The organism is Kitasatospora sp. NPDC058162, from assembly GCF_042884005.1.
Classification (GTDB): domain Bacteria; phylum Actinomycetota; class Actinomycetes; order Streptomycetales; family Streptomycetaceae; genus Kitasatospora.
Genome location: NZ_JBHVUS010000003.1, coordinates 417,704 through 433,233, shown reverse-complemented (window position 1 = coordinate 433,233; position 15,530 = coordinate 417,704). Strand labels below are relative to the sequence as shown.

Here is a 15,530-nt window from a genome sequence, read left to right as displayed (position 1 = left end):
GTCTGAGTCGAAGGAAGAGAAGGAGGGGCTGTGATCTCCGTCGCCGAACTCGCCGACCGGTTCGCCCGTTTGGGCGTCCGGCCGGGCACGGTGCTGCACGTCCAGGCCTCGCTGCGGGCACTCGGGCCGGTCGAGGGCGGGGCGGGCGGGGTGGTCGACGCCCTGCTTCAAGTCCTGGGCCCCGAAGGAACGTTGGTGGCCTTCACGTCCACGCCCGAGAACTCCTCGACCTCGCGGATCTACCAGGCCGCGGTCGCCGGGCTGTCGGCGGCGGAGGTCGAGGAGTACCGGGACCGGATGCCGCGCTTCGACCCGGCCACCACCCCGGCCTCCCCGACCGTGGGCGCCCTCTCGGAGGCCGTCCGGAGCAGGCCAGGCGCCCGGCGCAGCAGCCACCCGCAGACCTCCTGGGCCGCCCTCGGGCGCCGGGCCGAGGAGATCACCGCCCGGCACCCGCTCACCTCCCACCTCGGGCCGGACTCCCCGCTCGGGCGGCTGTACGAGCTGGACGCCCGGGTGCTGATGCTCGGCGTCGGGATGGCCCGCTTCACCGCCTTCCACCTTGCCGACCTGCGCCAACCCGACGTACAGGTCCGGGAGTACCGCTGCGTCACGGCGGACGGGTGGGTCAGCTTCCAGGCCCCCGACCTGGACGACCTGCACTTCGCCGAGCTCGGCGCCCGGGTGCTCGCGGAAGCGGAGGGCGTCACCGCCGACCGGATCGGGGGCGCCGACTGCCGGCTCGTCCCGGTCCGGGAGGCCGTGGACCTCGCGGACCGGTTGCTGCGGGCCCCTGTCCTCGTCTGATCCGTCGCAGGCCCGGGGCACCGGGGGGTCTCAGCCCAGTGGGGTGCTCAGCTCGATGGACCGCAGGGCGGCGGCCAGGGCCGGTGCGTCGCCGACGTCGAGAGCCGTGTCCGTCAGCTTGATGACGTGTTCGTCGCCGTGCGCCAGGGCCCGTTCGAAGACCTCCTCGGGGGTGAGGGTGCCGGGCGGGGAGTATCGGACGGGTGCGTCCGGGGCGTACATCGCGGTCACCGCGGCGGAGGCGGTCCAGGCCGCCCGCAGACCGGCCGGCCACAGGGCGGGCGGGAGCGCGGGGAGGGTGCGCAGGACGGCGTTGGGGGCCGTGGCGGCGTGGACCAGCATGGTCTCCTCGCCGTGGCCGTGGGTGGCGTACCGGTGGGTCGCCGCGCGCACGAGTTCGGTGAGGCGGCGGCGGGCCTCGTCCGGGTCGGTGACCTCGGCTGCCCACGTCGGCAGCGCCTCGACACGGTCGAGCCGGGCGGGGAAGCCGCCGTCCCGTACGGCGATGGGCGGGACGGCGTCGAGGGCGGCGGCCGCGCTGTCGGCGCCGGGCAGTGAGGCGGGAGCGGCCAGCGGCCGGTGTCGGGCGGCCCAGTAGCCCAGGCCGTGGGCGAGTTCGGCCAGCCGGGGTTCGGTGGCCTCGCCGGACAGCAGGGTGCGGACGGCGTGGCCCACGCGGATCACCGGATGGGTCGAGCCGCCGTACAGGCCGGGCAGCAGTCGGGGCCACCACTGGCCGAGCACGTCGCGCCAGGGTCGTTCGGCGAGCTGCCGCTCGAAGTGGTCGATCCAGTCGGCCGCGCGGCGCGGATCGCCCAGCGCGGAAGCCCAGTTGTCGGCCGTGACCGGCTCGACCCGGGAAGGGAAGTCTTCGAGCTTGCCCGCGTACAGGTCGAGCCAGCGGTGCACGGCATGCGCCTGTCCGCGGGCGGTGAGGGCCTCGACGGCCATCGGTGCGTGGTTGGTGAGCCGCCCGAGCCGTTCGGGCCCCGAGTGGTGGAGGCGTTCGAGTGCTTCGTCCAGGGTTCCGGTGGCGTCCATGGCAGGGACGGTAGGCGGGGCGGAGCGGCGGCGTAACGGGCCGGAGATGTAGGGCTCGGCCTAGGACCTGGGGTCCGGTGGTGCGTCGGCATAGCGTTCACCGTCATTCCATTGCAACGTGCGTGGGGGGTTTCGTTGCATTCTCGGCAGAGTTGTTGCAATGAAATCCCGCCACTGACCTGCACTGACGGCTTTGCGATGGGGGTTGACTGTTGCCTGATGGTTGAACGCAACGTAGCGTTTCGCCTGTCAGAAAGCAGCGGGCCGCCGGGTCCGCGACGCGGAGGAGAAGGAGAGCACGATGCAGAAGTTCGCCACCCCCACCCCGGTCTCGGCCGTCCTGGACATCCCCGCCGGCCGCATCCGGTTCATCGCCGCCGACCGGTCCGACACCGTGGTCGAGGTCCGGCCCGCCGACGCGGGCAGGAGCCGGGACGTCAAGGCGGCCGCGCGGGTCGAGGTCGCCTACGCCGACGGCGTGCTCCAGGTCCGGGCCGCGGAGCCGAAGCACCGGATCCTCGGCGACTCCGGCTCCGTCGAGGTCACCGTCCAGCTCCCGTCCGGCTCCCGGGTCGACGCCACCGCCGCGCTGGCCGAGTTCCGGGGCGTCGGCCGCCTCGGCGACGTCACCCTCAAGGCCGCCCAGGGCACCGTCAAGCTCGACGAGACCGCCGGCGCCCGACTCGCCCTCCAGGACGGCGACATCGCCGTCGGCCGACTCGGCGGCCCCGCCGAGATCCGCACCCTGAAGGGCGACCTGCGGATCGCCGAGGCCGTCGGCGGCACCGTCACCCTGTGCACCGAGTACGGGCAGATCGCCGTCGGCGCGGCCCGCGGGGTCTCCGCCGCCCTCGACGCCGGCACGAGCCACGGCCGGATCCACAACGCGCTGAAGAACACCGACGGCACCCCCGGCCTCACCATCCGGGCCACCACCGCCTACGGCGACATCACCGCCAGCAGCCTCTGATCCGCACCCCTCCACCGGAAGAAGGAAGCACCATGAGCGTCATCGAGCAGGACCGCCCCGAACTCCAGAAGGCCGCCCAGGACTTCGTCGACGCCGGCTTCGCGGGCGTCCAGCTGCGGGTCCGTGACGAGCGCGGGGAGTGGACCGGCAGCGCCGGGGTGCACGAGCTCGGCGAGAGCGCGAAGCCCGCCACGGACGGGCTGTTCTGGATCGGCAGCACCACCAAGACCTTCGTCGCCGCCCTGGTGCTGCACCTGGTCGCCGACGGCCTGATCGAGCTGGACGCCCCGGTCGCCGAGCACCTGCCCCGGTTCGGCCTGGACGAGCGGATCACCGTACGGATGCTGCTCCAGCACACCAGCGGCGTCTACAACTGCACCGGCGAGATCAATGAGGAGGGGGAGTTCGTGCCCGGGCTGCCCTCGATCGGCAAGGCGTGGGTCGACAACCGCTTCCACGACTACCGGCCCGACGAGCTGGTGGAGTTCGCGCTGGCGAAGCCGGCCCGGTTCGAGCCCGGCACTGACCAGAGCTACTCCAACACCAACTACACGCTGGCCGTACTGCTGGTGGAGGCGCTCACCGGGCACTCCTACGCGGAGGAGATGCAGCGCCGGATCCTGCGGCCGCTCGGCCTGCGGGACACCCTGGTGCCGGGCAGCCTCTCCGAACTCCCCGGCCCGCACGCCCACGGCTACTACCGGTACCAGGACGGCGAGGAGTGGAAGGTGGTCGACGTCGCCCGGCAGAACCTCTCCCTGCTGTGCGGCTCCGGGGACATGATCTCGACCACCCGCGACCTCCAGGTGTTCTTCGCCGCCCTGCTCGGCGGCCGGCTCCTGCCGGACGCGCTGCTGGAGCAGATGCGGACCCCGCACGGGATGCTCGGCTACGGACTCGGCCTGTTCGTCCAGGAGTTGGGCCCGGAGAACGGCGGCGTCACCATCGTCCACCACAACGGCGGCGCCCCCGGCGGCTACGGCGCCCTGATGATCGCCACCCCGGACGGTGCCCGCACCCTCACCGCGGGGCTCACCACCGGCGACTCGGACATGGACCCGGCGGTGGAGTTCCCGAAGGCGCTGGACCAGCTGATCAAGGCGGTCTTCTGCTGATCCGCTCCGAGCCTCTCAGGCGCAGGAAGTCGGCCACGCCGACTTCCTGCGCAGTTGCGCTGCCTCGGAGGTGGAGGATGAGGGCGCACGGGGCGAACGGAGGAGTCGGCGATGGCGAGTGAACCGGCGGCGGTCGTACGGGTTCTCACCGGGCGCTACCGGGCGGTGCGGCCACGGGTGGGCAACGGGCCTGGGCAGCCTCCGGCCGAGGACGTCGAGACGGTCATCAGGTTCGCCTTTCGGGCGCCGTCGCTGTGGCGGCACGAATTCGGTGGCCGCGTCGCCGTTGCCGAGAGCAATTTCCCCCCGTGGGTGGAGCCGGGTCTTTCCTTCCCCGGCGAAGGCTGGCCGTGGAGGTTCGCCCCGGACCCTGCCCGGCTGGTCGTTCCCGCGCTGCCGGAACTGCCGGCCGGTCGCCCCGCGGAGCATGACGGCCGGGCGGCGGTGCGGACCGAGATGGCCGGGCCCGAGGGGGTGACCCTGCAGCTGGTGATCGACGGCCGGACCGGCATGGTGCTGCGGGCCTCCGCACCGGGGACGGCTTACGTCGAGGAGCTGTCCGAGCTCGCGTTTCCCGAGGCGCTTCCGGACGACCGGTTCGTTCAGCCTGATGACGATGGCAGCGCCGACCGGGCGGAGCTGCTTCGTTGGGAGCGGATCCGTGAGCACTACCGGGTGCGGCCGCTTCCCGTGCCCGCGTCCTGGCCCGGGCCGATCGGGCGTCCGTCGCCGATCGGCGGTGATCCCGATACGGGGTTCGTCGTCGTGGACCTCGACACCGAGCCGTCACTGGGCACACCGACGGCGGCCCAACTGGTGCGCCAACCCCTGGAGGAGCCGCCGTACTTCGCCGGCTGGGCCAGGGACCCGGGGCACCACCTCCAGCGGTGGCGTGATGATCGGTGGCAGTGGACGCTGGTGCTGTCCGACAACCCGCTCACGGTCGAGCAGTTGGAGCGGGTGCGTCGGGAACTGGCCGACGCCGAGTAGGAGTTGTGCGCAGGAAGTCGGCTGGGCCGACTTCCCACGCACAAGGATGACTGGCTCAGCTCTTCGGCGTGTACCAGCTGAGTTCGAGGATGGCGTCGTTGAAGTCGGCGTCGTCGCCGTTCTCCGCGACGACCACCAGCAGGTGGTAGTTGCCGATGTCGTACGGGCCGCCGCTGTTGAGGCGGCTCGCCTTCCAGTTGCCATCGGCTTCGCTGAACTCGAAGGTCGCGACGATCTGGCTCGGGCCGGTGATGGTCGTCTGCCCGGCGACGCTGTTGTGCTCTCCGGTTCCGGTGAAGAGGTAGTCCACCGCACCGTCCTTGCTGGTGGCCGAGATCTTCTGGGTGAAGCGGGAGTTGGTCTTCGCCTTGATGGTGACCTTTGCGCCGGCGGGGAGGCTGATCTCGGCCTTGTTGTCCTTGACGAAGACGGACGCGTTGGACACTTCGGACTCCTTCGGGGCGGCTGGAAGCCAGCACGGAAATGGTGACTCTGGGTTCTTAATGGTGATCGACAGTGATCGCTGATCAGCGTAGCCAGCCGAGAGCCGGAGGGGCCGGAGTCATGGAACCCATGACAGGGACGGCTCAATAGTGGTAGGCGAAGCACCGCGCGTCAGGACGTGGGGGCGGCGGCCTCCAGGGTTCGGCGGATCACTCGGATCCCCTGGTCGACCATCGCGGCGATGGGCTCCGCCAGGCTGTGCGGCTGCACGTCGGTGACCCAGACGAAGCGGCTGCGGCCGCCCGCTTCGGCGAACACCTGCATGGAGGCGTTGTGGTGGGAGACGGCCATGGAGCCGCCGACCACCGAGTAGGCGATGCGGCGGAGGTCGTCGTCGAGCGAGACGATGAGCTCGTGCACCACTGTGCCGTCCGCGAAGGTCACCACCCGGACGTCCCCCTCGACCTGGGTGTCGGCGACGAATTCGGGGGCGAGATTGTGGTGGACCTCGCCCCAGTCGCGGATCGCCGCCCAGATCCCCTCGGGGTCGGCCTCGATCAGGATCTCGCGGTACACGGTTGCCATGGGGGTACTCCTTTGTCTCGCGGGCGGACGGGTCAGTTGGCGGTGGGCGTGGCCGGTACCAGGCAGAAGGGGTGGCCCTGAGGGTCGGTGAGGACGACCCAATGGCCCTCGCCCGGCTGGAAGTCCGGCCGGGACGCGCCGAGGGCGAGCAGCGCCTCGACCGCGCGCTCCAGGTCGGTGACGGTGAAGTCGAGGTGCAGGTGCGCGCTCTCATCAGGCCACTGCGGCGTCCGGTGGCCATCGACGCGGACGAAGGCCAGGCCGGCCCCCGCGCTGCCTGCGCTGCCTGCGCTGAGGGAGGCGAAGTCCTGGTCGCCGTGGGTGAGTTCCCAGCCGGTGGCGTGCTGGTAGAAGGCGGCGAGCGCGACCGGGTCGGCGCAGTCGACGACCACGGTGGTGAGCTGTTCGAGAACGGGCATGAGTGGACTCCGGAATCGTGAACGATCGGAAGCCGTACGGGCTTCGGTGAGGAGCCTCGCCCAGCAGTCCCGCCCCGGTCTTGAACATCCTTGCGCGGCGCGGCTGTCAGACCCGGTGCGTAGCGTGCGGAGGGTGCTCACCGCCGACCCTGTCGCCACCCGCCCGGGCTTCGCCATCAGTGCGGTGTCCTGCCGGTCCGACCACACCCGCTGGTCGGCGTCGGAGGTGCGGGCCGACTACCGGGTGGTGCTGGTGCGGCGTGGGAGGTTTCGTAGGACGGCCGCCGGCGTGCCCGCCGACATCGACCCGGCCCTCGGCTACGTGGGCGTCCCGGGGGAGGAGGAGAGCTTCGCGCACCCGGCTGGGGGCGATGTCTGCACGTCGATCAGCGTGACGCCTCAGTTGTGGCGTTCCCTGGCCGGGGATGGGGTGGGGCCAGCCGCACAGACGCTCTATACGGATCCGAAGCTCGACCTGGCGCACCGGCGCGTGCTCGCTGCCGGGCGCGAGGATGACATCGACTACGCGCTCGCCGAGGAGCTGGTGGGACTGCTGGCGACGGCCATCGGCCGTACCGTCGTCGGGCGGACCTTGGTAGGGGACGCGGCGGCCGAGCGCGACCGGAGTCTCGTCGCGGCCGCCCGTGAGGCGATCGCCGAGGCGGACCCGGCCGCGGACACGTTGTTCGGGCTGGCCGAGTCGCTCGGAGTCTCCCCGTACCGCTTGAGCAGGGCGTTTCCGCGCCACCTCGGTGTCTCGGTGACCCACTATCGGCACCGCATTCGGATCGGCCATGCCCTTGACCGCCTGGAGGCAGGCGAGACCAGCATCAGCACCCTCGCGGCTGAGCTCGGCTATGCCGACCAGGCCCACCTCACCCGCACCATGCGCCAGCACCTCGGCCACACCCCGACCAATCTGCGGAGAATGCTGACCCCCGTGCCCCCGGCGACGGGCCGGGGGCACGGGGGTGGCGGCGTCAGGCCGTGAAGTGGTCGAACTCGCCGGCCTTGGCGCCGTTGATCCAGGCGTGGAGCTTGGCACGCGTGGTGGTGACGACGGTGGTGGGGTCGTCGGATTCGCGGAGGTAGACGAGGTCACTGTCGGAAGCGATTTCAAGGCAGTTGGTGTTGGTGCCGCTGAAGCTCGACTTCTGCCAATTGAGCTGTTCCATACTTACCTTCCTTGTACTGCGTATCGAGCGTGTTGGAGCAAGCCCCAGGAGTCGCGAGAGGTGGGCGACGGTTCGGATGCACTTGCTGACAGTGGCGGGAGTGCCAAGCCCCTGAGCCGTTCGAACTGTCGACGGAACGAGGCTACTGCTTCGGGATCGCCGAGGAACGGCGAGCCCTGGGGCTGCTCCATGAGCACGGTGTCCAGCTTGGCGTGTCCACCGTGAAGCAGCATGAACGGGGTGTCGGTCCTCGCGAAGACAGTGCAGTCGAACGGCAGGATCTGGATGGTGATGTGAGGCAACCTGCCGACCTCGATCAGATGGTTCAACTGGTCGCGCATGATGGTTGGCCCGCCGTACATCATGCGTAGTGCGGCCTCATGGATTACGGCGTGGAATGGCGTCTTGTTCTCAATGCTCAGGATTCGTTGCCGCTCCTGTCGGAAATCGACAGGCTTCTCCGAGTAGTCAAGGATGATTTCGCTGTAGGCCTTGGTCTGTAGCAGGCCTGGGATCAGTAGCGTCTCGTATGTATCGAGGCGGGTGGCGCTGCGCTCGAACTCGGCGAGATCAAGGGCCGACGTCGGGACATGATGCCGGTAGTCGGTCCACCAGCCCTTGCCGTTGCTCTGGCTCATGTCGAGCAGGCCCGCGCGGTATTCGGGGTCGTTGGCATGGCAGGCATCAAGCCAGAGATTCAGTCGAGCAGGATTGATACCAAGCCTGGCCGACTCCGTGTGGCTGACGGCCGGACCCTTCATGCCGACGAGGTCGCCGAGCTCTGGCAGTGACATGCCCGCACTGGTGCGAAGACGTCGCAGCTCATCGCCAAGTCGACGTTGCCTCTCGCTGATCACGGTCCTGAATCCCATTCATATGCCCTTCTCGCGCAGAGGTTCGGTCGACGGCAGCTGTCTACTGACAGTGTAGATCCAAGCACGGAGTGTGTTGCAGGATTGTGGTGATTGGACCTACAGTCAACTCACCAACTCTTGCACCGCTGGGAGATTCCCCATGTGTGACCCCAACCTCAACTCCCCCTCCCTCACCGTGTCCCGCGAGCTGTTGCGCAACGTCATGGCGCGCGCCGGGTACTCCCGGGCGAAGATCGCGGATGCCGAACTCGCCCTCGTGGAACTGATCGTGAACGCCTGGCGGCACGGCCGGACCCCCGCGCCGGTCGTGGCCATCTCCATGGAGTTCCGCACCCTCCGGGTCGATGTGGCCGACCGCAGTCCCGTCCTTCCCGCACGCTGCAAGCCCGCCGAACTCTCCGAGTCCGGCCGGGGGTTGCAGCTGGTGGAGGGCCTCACTCACCGCTGGGGCGTCGAGCCGCAGGAGCTGGGCAAGCGGGTCTGGTTCGAGCTCGGGCAGGAAGGCGGCGCCGCGTGAACGCCCTCCACCCGATCCACCCGGCCGATCCGGCGATCCACCACCTCACCGGCCGCCAGCTCACCGAGCTGATCGTCGAACTCCGGATCGAAGGCCGCGAGTTCGGCATCCTCTGGCCGTCCGCGAAGCCTGGCGAGACCATCCTCAACGGCCGGGTGCTCGTCGATCTCGGCAACGTTCCCGCCAGTACCGTGATCAACCTGCTCGCGCTGCTGCGGGAGTTCAAGCGGCATCGAGACTGAGAGGTGCCAAGTTTGCTCCCCAAGGGAGCAGGGCTTGACCTCAAGTCGGCTTCAGCTCCTAGCGTCGGTCGTACCGAAGTGATCGACGTGAAGGGGAGGGATCGGCCGTGGAGTACTCGCACAGCGACGCCGAATTGATCAAGCAGCCCATCGGCTACTGGAGTTGGGCCGCCTACAAGGCCGTCGTCAGCCGCACCCGTGGCGCTCTGGCCGAGCTCGGCACCACGCAGCCGCAGTGGTGGGTGCTCGCCCAGCTCGCCCGGGCGGAGTCACCGAGGACCCGCGACGAGGTCTCCGCCGTGCTGCGCGACTACCTCGACACCGGGCAGGAGGCGCTCGACGCCGAGATCGATGCGACTGTCGAGCGGGGTTGGGTCGTCGCCGAGTCCGCAGGAGGCCGGCTCGTACTGACCTCCGAAGGCCGGGAGTTCTTCGACCGGGCGGCTGCTCTCCAGGACGAGCTGTGGACCGAGCGTCACTCGGGCATCTCCGACGAGGAGTACCTGACCACGCTGAAGGTTCTGCAGCGGTTCGTCCACAACACCGGAGGGCAGGCCTGGCACCACTGAGGGCCCGGAGCCCGGTTGTCCGACCCCGTTCCTAGGATCGGCGTCATGCCCGATGCCTTTACCGTCCTGTGGACCCAAGACACCTGCCGTGCCCTGCGCAAGGAGGGCCGCGTGGGTGAGCGGCCGCCCGTCGCCTACAGCGGTGCGCACCAGTCGCTGCCCGCCTGGTCGACGGCCAAAACCGGGGACGAGGTGTACGCGCTGCACGTCAAGCAGTGCGAGGTGTTCGTGGTCAGCCGGATGCGGATCGTCGACCGGGAGCGCGGCGAGTGCTGCGGCGCCGCTCCGGTGAACTGGCAGGACTCGAGCTTCCCCGGCCACTACGACTGGCGGATGCTCGGCGCGGGCGGCTGCGGCGCGGAGGCCATCCACGTGGACGGGACGCCCGTGCGGTTCGACCAGCAGGTACCGGGTGAGCTGCTCGAACAGCTCACCTGGCGCAACCAGCGGGGCAAGACCCGAGGGCTGAAGTACCTGGTCAACGGCCGCCTCGAACGCTTCGTCAGCCTCCAGGGCTTCTACCGCCTGACCCCCGAGTCGGCCGACGCGCTCGCGGAGCTCGTCGGCCCGTGAGCGGTCACCGGGGTCAGGCCGCTCCGAGCGCCACGGCCACGGCGTCGCGCACCGCGGCTTCAGTGGGGGCGGGCCGATCCAGGGCGGCGGCCATCTCGGCCAGCGAGGTCATCGCCACCTCGGGCAGCCCGCAGGCCGTGAACGCCGAGAACTCCGCGAGGTCCGGCGCGATGTTCAGCGCGAACCCGTGGCTGGTGACGCCACCGCGGATCCGCATGCCGATCGAGGCGACCTTCCGGTGCTCCGGGGTCCAGACCCCCACCAGGCTCTGGGACTTGGGCGGGGTGTCGCGACGAACCGCCGGCAGGCCCAGCGTGTCCAGAGCGTCGATCAGGCCCTGTTCCAGCCAGCGCACGATGTCGCCGGGACCGCGCTCGCGGAGATTGATCACCAGGTAACCGACCAGTTGTCCCGGGCCGTGGTAGGTCGCCTGTCCGCCCCGGTCGACCTGGACCAGCGGGATCCCGGTGTGCGTGGGCAGTTCATGGCGAGGGGTCCGGGCACTGTAGGTGATCACCGGAGGGTGGGTGAGGAATACCAGCCGGTCGGCAGTCAGGCCCTCCTGGCGCTGTTCGACCCAGGTGCTCATCTGCTCGACGGCTTCGGTGTAGGGGATCTCGCCCAGATCGATCCGCTTCAGCCCGCGCTCGCCCATGGACGACCCTCCTTGCGTCAACCGTTCGACCGACAGGCCGAGCGTACGCCGCTGCGCACAGGAAGTCGGACCGGCCGACTTCCTGTGCACCGAGGGGCGGTCAGGGCCCGACCCGCCCGGCGAGGTCCAGGGCCACCGCGATGTGGCTGTAGCCGGGCAGGGGCGACCCGCCGGCCTTCTCGTAGCGGACGGCATCGGCGAGGCCGAGCTTCTCCCCGCCGGGGAGGGAGCGGTTCGACGTCCAGAGGAGCAGCTGCAGCTGCTCGTTCTGCACGCCGAGCAGCGCGGCCGAGGACTCCAACGGCTTGCCGTCGGCGGCCCGCCAGCCGGCCATTTCGGCCCAGAAGTCGGCCAAGGTGTCCCAGCAGACCGCGCCCCTGGGCCCGAGCAGGAGCCGGGTCTCCTCGGGGGAGCGGAAGGCGTCCAGGCCGTGGGAGACCAGGTTCTGTGCGTCCTCCAGGAGCGAGAGAGCGAACACGTACTGCGTCTCGTCCGCCAGCAACTCCTCGACGAACGCCAGGACTTCGGCCGTCCCGCCGTGATCCCGCCGGGCCACCCGGAAGGCGACCTGGCGGCAGACGTCCAGGTCCTCGTCGGCGTCCACCGAACGCGGGTCGACACCCGCGAGGTCGAGCAGCCGCACCGAGGGCCCGACCGGTCGTCGGCGCCATGGGAAACGCATGGTGTTCCTCTTCGTCGGGGAGCGGTCAGCGGTGCTGCTGCCAGGCGGCGCGGGTGAGCTCGTACTCGACCTCGCCGTGTTCGGAGCCGGGGATCGCGTCGGGCCAGTCGCCGGTGAAGTTCCGCAGGAACGCCAGGCCGGACTTCTCCATCACGCGCCGGGAGCGGGAGTTGACCGCCATGGTGTTCGCGGTGACCCGCTCCACCCCGAGCTCGGTGAAGCCCTTGTCGATCAGGGCCCGCGAGCCCTCGGTGGCGTAACCCTTGCCCCAGGAGGCCCGGTTCAGCCGGTAGCCGAGCTCGACGACGGCGGGGCTCTGCTCGTCGAGGGGGCGGAACTCGAACCAGCCGAGGAACACCCCGGTGGCCGCCTCCTCGGCGGCCCAGAAGCCACGGGTGCCGGTGCACGGGTGGTCGTGGAGGAGCCGCGGCAGGACCTTCGCCTCGACCGTCTCCCGGTTGGTCGGCTCACCGCCGTTGATGAAGCGCATGACCTCGGGGTCGTTGTCGAGCGCGAAGAGGTGGTCGGCGTCGGCTTCGGTGAACGGACGCAGCACGAGCCGTTCGGTGTGGAGGAAGGCAGGCATACCGTGATCTTCACCGCCGACCGCCGGGCACGCCACCGGATATCTCGTGCGGGCGTCAGAGGACCGCGCAGGCGCTGATCAAGGTGTCGGCCCGGAGGCGGAGTTCGGGTGACTCGGCGCCGGTGATCCGGATGGACACCACGTCGTCGCCGACGGCCTGGGCGAGGTGGACCTCCGGGGTGGCCTCGGCGCCGACCAGCGGGTACGCGTACCAGCCGTCGGGCTCCTCGTCGTCGGTGCGCTCGACCCCGATCTGGACGGTCTCCCAGTCCGTGGCGTCGAAGGCGTACCCGGCATAGCCGGACAGCAGCTCCAGGAGCCCGCGCAGGTTGCGGCCGGTGATCCAGCCGGCGATCGGCCCGGTCACGGCGGGCTCCCTTCCGAGGCTCGTTCAGTGTGGCAAAGCGGCCTGCGCAGGAAGTCGGCCCGGCCGACTTCCTGCGCGGTGCCCCGGTCGGCCGCTACGCGGCGGCCCAGCCGGGGAGGGTCGGCAGCAGGGCCTCGGCGAGGCGGTTGAGCGTGGTGTCGTCGATGGTCTCGCCGTCCCCGCGGAAGACGGCGAGTTCGAAGGCCCGGCCGGTGCCTGCCGTGGGGTTCTGGGCGACGAGGAGGTTCCGGGTGTTGGGCCCGGAGGGCTTCCCCTGCTCCGGGCGGAGGGGCGTCGTGGTGCTCGAATAGATCGCCGCGGGGTGGCCGAGGACGGTCGTCGGTGTCGCCGTGGGGCCCGACCGGAACTCGACCGGCTCGGCGACCGGGAAGGCGCCTGCCGTCAGGGCGACCGAGGTGTGCCGCAGGCGCACCTCCACCGCCGGGTCCGTCCCGGGCGCCATCGGCATCGGGTGCGCGACCAGGACGCGGTCGTCCGGGGTGCCCAACAGCGCGGGCAGGTCGGGCCGGTTCAGTGCGGCGCAGACGGCCGCGTACCCCTGCGCATCGTTCGGCCCGGCCGCCTTGCACGGGACCGGCCCGGCCTTCTTCGCCTGCTCCTTCGGGCCGTCGAACTGCCCCGTCGCCCACAGCCCGGCCAGGACCGCGCACGTCACCGTCGCCATGGCCGCGAGCTTGAGGCCCGCCCGGTCCTTCACCGGCGCGGCGTCCTGTTCGACGCCGTTGTCGGCTTCCACTGCTGAACTCCTTCGTACGAAAACCAGACCGTGATCCTAGCCTTCGTACCAGGCCCCTGGCCTGCGGGTTTTCCCGGCTAGCCGGTCACCGGCTCCAGGCGGAGCTGCCGGAACGGCCCCGGCGGTGGTGCGTCGACCGGGCCGAACCACAGCCGGACGTCCTCGCCGGTGCGGACGGGGAGGGCGGGGAAGTCGTTCTCGGCGTGCTCGGTGCGGTGGAGCGCGTGCGCCGGGCCGAGGTGCCGGGCGGCGTAGGCGTCGAAGCCGGTGGGGTCGGGGTGGCAGACGGTCGCCAGCACCTCGTGGACCCCGCGCGGCGGCAGGAAGCCCGGCCCGCGCAGCAGGAGGACGTCGTCGCTGTCGACCATGGTGGCGTTGGCCACGTCGCGGTGCGCCCGCCAGACCGGGCCGCCGTAGAAGGCCTCCAGTGCCCGCCGGCGGGCGGCCATGTCGGGGAAGGCGCGCAGCCAGACGAAGCGGTGCGGGTCGTCCAGGTCGCGGAAGCGGCCGCCGAGGGTGATGCCGACGGCCTCCTGTCCGGTCACGAACTCCCGCTCGAAGAGCTCGATCAGGGTCTCCCGGGCGCCGGGGTGCAGGGTGTACTGGCGCAGTTCGACGATGAGGTTCATGCGGCGAGCCCGTCGAAGGCCGCCCCGGTGCGGGTGAGGTCCATCGTCCAGTTGAGTTCCCAGCTGCGGCCGCCGTCGGCGGAGAACTCCTGTTCCCAGCGGGCGGTGTCGGGGCCGAGGCGGTGCCAGGTGAAGTGCACCCGGATCGGGCGGCCGCCGTAGCTGTCCTCGCCGTGGAAGTCGCCCCGGTCGCCGGTGAAGCCGCCGGTCACCGGCGGGTCGAGCCGGCCGGTGCGGCTGTCGGACCAGAAGATCGACCACTGCCGCGCCTCCCGGTCGTACAGCCGCAGGGTGGCGCCCCGGCGGTCGAGGGTGGGGAAGACGATCTCGTCGATGTTGCCCGCGCCCCCGAACAGCGGCCGGATCACGGCCTCGCCGGGGAACTCCTCCCAACCGGCGTCGCCGTCGCCGTCGCCGCTGAGCGGTGCGGTGAGGCGGCGGTTGGCCACGCTCCAAGTGCCGTGCAGGAAGTCGAAGTCGTTCATGCCGTTCATGCGCCGCAGGCTAGGGGCACTCCACTGACACCTCCTGTCAGTAGACCCGGGGGAGCCGGGGATACTCGGCGGCATGCGCGCGAGCCGACTGGTCACCCTGCTCCTGCTGCTCCAGAACCGGGGCCGGATGACCGCCCGCCAGCTGGCCGAGGAGCTGGAGGTGTCCGTCCGGACGGTCTACCGGGACGTGGAGGCGCTGGCCGCCGCCGGGATCCCGCTGTACGGCGAGGCCGGGCACGAGGGCGGCTACCGGCTGGTCGACGGCTACCGGACCCGCCTCACCGGGCTGACCGCCGAGGAGGCCCAGGCGGCCTTCCTCGCCGCGCTCCCGGGCACCGCCGCCGACCTCGGCCTCGGCGAGGCCCTGGCCGCCGCCCAGCTCAAGCTGAGGGCCGCTCTCCCGGCGGAGCTGCGCGCGCACGCCGGCCGGATCCAGGAGCGCTTCCTGCTGGACGCCCCCGGCTGGTACGGCGACCCGGACGAGACCCCGCACCTGGCGGCCGTCGCGGCGGCGGTGTGGGCCCGGCGGGCGGTGGTGCTGCGGTACCGGCGGTGGCGGGCGCCGGAGGAGATCGAGCGGCGGGTGGAGCCGTACGGGCTGGTGCTAAAGGCGGGCCGCTGGTACCTGGTGGCCGGCGGGCCGTCCGGGACGCGCACCTACCGGGTCGACCAGGTCGTCGAATTGACGCCGCAGGAAGAGGAGTTCACCGTCCCGGACGGCTTCGGGCTGGCCGCGTACTGGCAGGCCTACCTGGCGGACTTCCGGGCCCGGCTGCACACCGGCGAGGCGCTGGTGCGGCTCACCCCGGAGGGCGCCCGGCGGTTGGGTGTGACGCCGGGCGTGACGCTCGGGGTGCCGCCGGTGGAGGACGGCTGGACGCAGGCCCGGGTGCCGATCGAGTCGGTCGACCACGCCCACGGGGAGTTCCTGCGGCTGGGCGCCGAAGTCGAGGTGCTGGAACCGGCCGAACTCCGCGAGCGGATCGCGGCGACGGCCCGGGCGCTGGCCGTCCGCTACAGATCTGAGAACTAAAAAAA

Annotated in this window: 23 protein-coding genes; 10 read left to right on the top strand and 13 right to left on the bottom strand. The window is 71.0% G+C overall.

Annotated elements, in window-relative coordinates; all coding sequences use genetic code 11:
* Positions 1 to 30: 30 nt before the first annotated feature.
* The gene (locus tag ACFVXG_RS08420; RefSeq protein WP_387925525.1) at positions 31 to 807 is read left to right on the top strand and encodes an aminoglycoside N(3)-acetyltransferase; all 777 of its coding nucleotides are present in this window, start codon (positions 31 to 33) and stop codon (positions 805 to 807) included.
* Positions 808 to 837: 30 nt separating this feature from the next.
* On the opposite strand, the gene ACFVXG_RS08415 is transcribed toward ACFVXG_RS08420, so the two are convergent.
* Positions 838 to 1,848: a questin oxidase family protein gene (locus tag ACFVXG_RS08415; RefSeq protein ID WP_387925523.1), complete on the bottom strand. Its 1,011-nt coding sequence runs from the start codon at positions 1,846 to 1,848 to the stop codon at positions 838 to 840.
* 301 nt (positions 1,849 to 2,149) lie between these two features.
* On the opposite strand from ACFVXG_RS08415, the gene ACFVXG_RS08410 reads away from it, so the two are divergent.
* The 3 genes from ACFVXG_RS08410 (at position 2,150) to ACFVXG_RS08400 (ending at position 4,923) form a co-directional block, all read left to right on the top strand.
* Positions 2,150 to 2,818: a DUF4097 family beta strand repeat-containing protein gene (locus ACFVXG_RS08410; RefSeq protein ID WP_387925521.1), complete on the top strand. Its 669-nt coding sequence runs from the start codon at positions 2,150 to 2,152 to the stop codon at positions 2,816 to 2,818.
* Between the two features lie 32 nt (positions 2,819 to 2,850).
* Positions 2,851 to 3,933, top strand: a complete 1,083-nt coding sequence (locus ACFVXG_RS08405; RefSeq protein ID WP_387925519.1) for a serine hydrolase domain-containing protein — start codon at positions 2,851 to 2,853, stop codon at positions 3,931 to 3,933.
* A gap of 111 nt (positions 3,934 to 4,044) precedes the next feature.
* Complete coding sequence (locus ACFVXG_RS08400) at positions 4,045 to 4,923, top strand: hypothetical protein (RefSeq protein WP_387925517.1); 879 nt, start codon at positions 4,045 to 4,047, stop codon at positions 4,921 to 4,923.
* A 55-nt stretch (positions 4,924 to 4,978) separates the two neighbouring features.
* Here ACFVXG_RS08400 and ACFVXG_RS08395 read toward each other — a convergent pair whose 3' ends face one another.
* From ACFVXG_RS08395 to ACFVXG_RS08385, 3 genes are all read right to left on the bottom strand, one after another.
* Positions 4,979 to 5,368 (bottom strand): fucose-binding lectin II, encoded by a 390-nt coding sequence (locus ACFVXG_RS08395; protein ID WP_387925515.1) that lies wholly within the window; start codon positions 5,366 to 5,368, stop codon positions 4,979 to 4,981.
* A gap of 170 nt (positions 5,369 to 5,538) precedes the next feature.
* A complete protein-coding gene (locus tag ACFVXG_RS08390; RefSeq protein ID WP_387925513.1) occupies positions 5,539 to 5,952 on the bottom strand; it encodes an SRPBCC family protein in 414 nt (137 codons plus the stop codon).
* Between the two features lie 32 nt (positions 5,953 to 5,984).
* Positions 5,985 to 6,371, bottom strand: coding sequence for a VOC family protein (locus ACFVXG_RS08385; RefSeq protein ID WP_387925511.1), 387 nt, complete (start codon positions 6,369 to 6,371; stop codon positions 5,985 to 5,987).
* A gap of 133 nt (positions 6,372 to 6,504) precedes the next feature.
* On the opposite strand from ACFVXG_RS08385, the gene ACFVXG_RS08380 reads away from it, so the two are divergent.
* Positions 6,505 to 7,362: a helix-turn-helix domain-containing protein gene (locus tag ACFVXG_RS08380; protein ID WP_387925509.1), complete on the top strand. Its 858-nt coding sequence runs from the start codon at positions 6,505 to 6,507 to the stop codon at positions 7,360 to 7,362.
* Here ACFVXG_RS08380 and ACFVXG_RS08375 read toward each other — a convergent pair.
* Both ACFVXG_RS08375 and ACFVXG_RS08370 read right to left on the bottom strand, forming a co-directional pair.
* Positions 7,352 to 7,546 carry a DUF397 domain-containing protein gene (locus ACFVXG_RS08375; RefSeq protein ID WP_387925507.1) on the bottom strand — a complete coding sequence of 65 codons (195 nt, stop codon included), beginning with the start codon at positions 7,544 to 7,546 and terminating at the stop codon, positions 7,352 to 7,354. The two genes, ACFVXG_RS08380 and ACFVXG_RS08375, sit on opposite strands and share 11 nt — an antisense overlap.
* Before the next feature lie 2 nt (positions 7,547 to 7,548).
* Positions 7,549 to 8,403, bottom strand: a complete 855-nt coding sequence (locus ACFVXG_RS08370) for a helix-turn-helix domain-containing protein (protein WP_387925505.1) — start codon at positions 8,401 to 8,403, stop codon at positions 7,549 to 7,551.
* A 157-nt stretch (positions 8,404 to 8,560) separates the two neighbouring features.
* Here ACFVXG_RS08370 and ACFVXG_RS08365 point away from each other — a divergent pair, with 157 nt between their 5' ends.
* From ACFVXG_RS08365 to ACFVXG_RS08350, 4 genes are all read left to right on the top strand, one after another.
* Entirely contained in the window at positions 8,561 to 8,938 is a 378-nt protein-coding gene (locus ACFVXG_RS08365) for an ATP-binding protein (RefSeq protein ID WP_387925503.1), read from the top strand.
* Complete coding sequence (locus tag ACFVXG_RS08360; protein WP_387925501.1) at positions 8,935 to 9,180, top strand: hypothetical protein; 246 nt, start codon at positions 8,935 to 8,937, stop codon at positions 9,178 to 9,180. The genes ACFVXG_RS08365 and ACFVXG_RS08360 overlap by 4 nt, the downstream gene beginning before the upstream one ends.
* A 107-nt stretch (positions 9,181 to 9,287) precedes the next feature.
* Positions 9,288 to 9,749, top strand: a complete 462-nt coding sequence (locus ACFVXG_RS08355) for a MarR family winged helix-turn-helix transcriptional regulator (RefSeq protein WP_387925499.1) — start codon at positions 9,288 to 9,290, stop codon at positions 9,747 to 9,749.
* Between the two features lie 45 nt (positions 9,750 to 9,794).
* Complete coding sequence (locus tag ACFVXG_RS08350) at positions 9,795 to 10,322, top strand: hypothetical protein (RefSeq protein WP_387925497.1); 528 nt, start codon at positions 9,795 to 9,797, stop codon at positions 10,320 to 10,322.
* Positions 10,323 to 10,335: 13 nt separating this feature from the next.
* Here the strand turns inward: ACFVXG_RS08350 and lipB are convergent, their stop codons facing one another.
* From lipB to ACFVXG_RS08315, 7 genes are all read right to left on the bottom strand, one after another.
* A complete protein-coding gene (gene lipB / locus ACFVXG_RS08345) occupies positions 10,336 to 10,977 on the bottom strand; it encodes a lipoyl(octanoyl) transferase LipB (protein ID WP_387925495.1) in 642 nt (213 codons plus the stop codon).
* Positions 10,978 to 11,077: 100 nt separating this feature from the next.
* Positions 11,078 to 11,659, bottom strand: a complete 582-nt coding sequence (locus ACFVXG_RS08340; RefSeq protein ID WP_387925494.1) for a hypothetical protein — start codon at positions 11,657 to 11,659, stop codon at positions 11,078 to 11,080.
* 25 nt (positions 11,660 to 11,684) lie between these two features.
* Positions 11,685 to 12,245: a GNAT family N-acetyltransferase gene (locus ACFVXG_RS08335; RefSeq protein WP_387925492.1), complete on the bottom strand. Its 561-nt coding sequence runs from the start codon at positions 12,243 to 12,245 to the stop codon at positions 11,685 to 11,687.
* 55 nt (positions 12,246 to 12,300) lie between these two features.
* Positions 12,301 to 12,612 (bottom strand): hypothetical protein, encoded by a 312-nt coding sequence (locus ACFVXG_RS08330; protein WP_387925491.1) that lies wholly within the window; start codon positions 12,610 to 12,612, stop codon positions 12,301 to 12,303.
* A gap of 94 nt (positions 12,613 to 12,706) precedes the next feature.
* Positions 12,707 to 13,369, bottom strand: coding sequence for a DUF6215 domain-containing protein (locus tag ACFVXG_RS08325; protein ID WP_387925489.1), 663 nt, complete (start codon positions 13,367 to 13,369; stop codon positions 12,707 to 12,709).
* A gap of 77 nt (positions 13,370 to 13,446) precedes the next feature.
* The gene (locus ACFVXG_RS08320) at positions 13,447 to 13,998 is read right to left on the bottom strand and encodes an NIPSNAP family protein (protein WP_387925488.1); all 552 of its coding nucleotides are present in this window, start codon (positions 13,996 to 13,998) and stop codon (positions 13,447 to 13,449) included.
* Positions 13,995 to 14,492 carry a hypothetical protein gene (locus ACFVXG_RS08315; RefSeq protein WP_387925486.1) on the bottom strand — a complete coding sequence of 166 codons (498 nt, stop codon included), beginning with the start codon at positions 14,490 to 14,492 and terminating at the stop codon, positions 13,995 to 13,997. The genes ACFVXG_RS08320 and ACFVXG_RS08315 overlap by 4 nt, the downstream gene beginning before the upstream one ends.
* Positions 14,493 to 14,565: 73 nt before the next feature.
* Between ACFVXG_RS08315 and ACFVXG_RS08310 the strand changes: the two genes are divergently transcribed.
* Positions 14,566 to 15,525 carry a helix-turn-helix transcriptional regulator gene (locus tag ACFVXG_RS08310; protein WP_387925485.1) on the top strand — a complete coding sequence of 320 codons (960 nt, stop codon included), beginning with the start codon at positions 14,566 to 14,568 and terminating at the stop codon, positions 15,523 to 15,525.
* The last annotated feature ends 5 nt before the right edge of the window (positions 15,526 to 15,530 follow it).

Bases quoted from the DNA above. Each gene is read 5' to 3' on its own strand.
- ACFVXG_RS08415 (WP_387925523.1), bottom strand. From the start codon at position 1,848: ATGGACGCCACCGGAACCCTGGACGAAGCACTCGAACGCCTCCACCAC.
- ACFVXG_RS08410 (WP_387925521.1), top strand. From the start codon at position 2,150: ATGCAGAAGTTCGCCACCCCCACCCCGGTCTCGGCCGTCCTGGACATC.
- ACFVXG_RS08405 (WP_387925519.1), top strand. From the start codon at position 2,851: ATGAGCGTCATCGAGCAGGACCGCCCCGAACTCCAGAAGGCCGCCCAG.
- ACFVXG_RS08400 (WP_387925517.1), top strand. From the start codon at position 4,045: ATGGCGAGTGAACCGGCGGCGGTCGTACGGGTTCTCACCGGGCGCTAC.
- ACFVXG_RS08390 (WP_387925513.1), bottom strand. From the start codon at position 5,952: ATGGCAACCGTGTACCGCGAGATCCTGATCGAGGCCGACCCCGAGGGG.
- ACFVXG_RS08385 (WP_387925511.1), bottom strand. From the start codon at position 6,371: ATGCCCGTTCTCGAACAGCTCACCACCGTGGTCGTCGACTGCGCCGAC.
- ACFVXG_RS08375 (WP_387925507.1), bottom strand. From the start codon at position 7,546: ATGGAACAGCTCAATTGGCAGAAGTCGAGCTTCAGCGGCACCAACACC.
- ACFVXG_RS08365 (WP_387925503.1), top strand. From the start codon at position 8,561: ATGTGTGACCCCAACCTCAACTCCCCCTCCCTCACCGTGTCCCGCGAG.
- ACFVXG_RS08350 (WP_387925497.1), top strand. From the start codon at position 9,795: ATGCCCGATGCCTTTACCGTCCTGTGGACCCAAGACACCTGCCGTGCC.
- lipB (WP_387925495.1), bottom strand. From the start codon at position 10,977: ATGGGCGAGCGCGGGCTGAAGCGGATCGATCTGGGCGAGATCCCCTAC.
- ACFVXG_RS08340 (WP_387925494.1), bottom strand. From the start codon at position 11,659: ATGCGTTTCCCATGGCGCCGACGACCGGTCGGGCCCTCGGTGCGGCTG.
- ACFVXG_RS08335 (WP_387925492.1), bottom strand. From the start codon at position 12,245: ATGCCTGCCTTCCTCCACACCGAACGGCTCGTGCTGCGTCCGTTCACC.
- ACFVXG_RS08320 (WP_387925488.1), bottom strand. From the start codon at position 13,998: ATGAACCTCATCGTCGAACTGCGCCAGTACACCCTGCACCCCGGCGCC.
- ACFVXG_RS08315 (WP_387925486.1), bottom strand. From the start codon at position 14,492: ATGAACGGCATGAACGACTTCGACTTCCTGCACGGCACTTGGAGCGTG.
- ACFVXG_RS08310 (WP_387925485.1), top strand. From the start codon at position 14,566: ATGCGCGCGAGCCGACTGGTCACCCTGCTCCTGCTGCTCCAGAACCGG.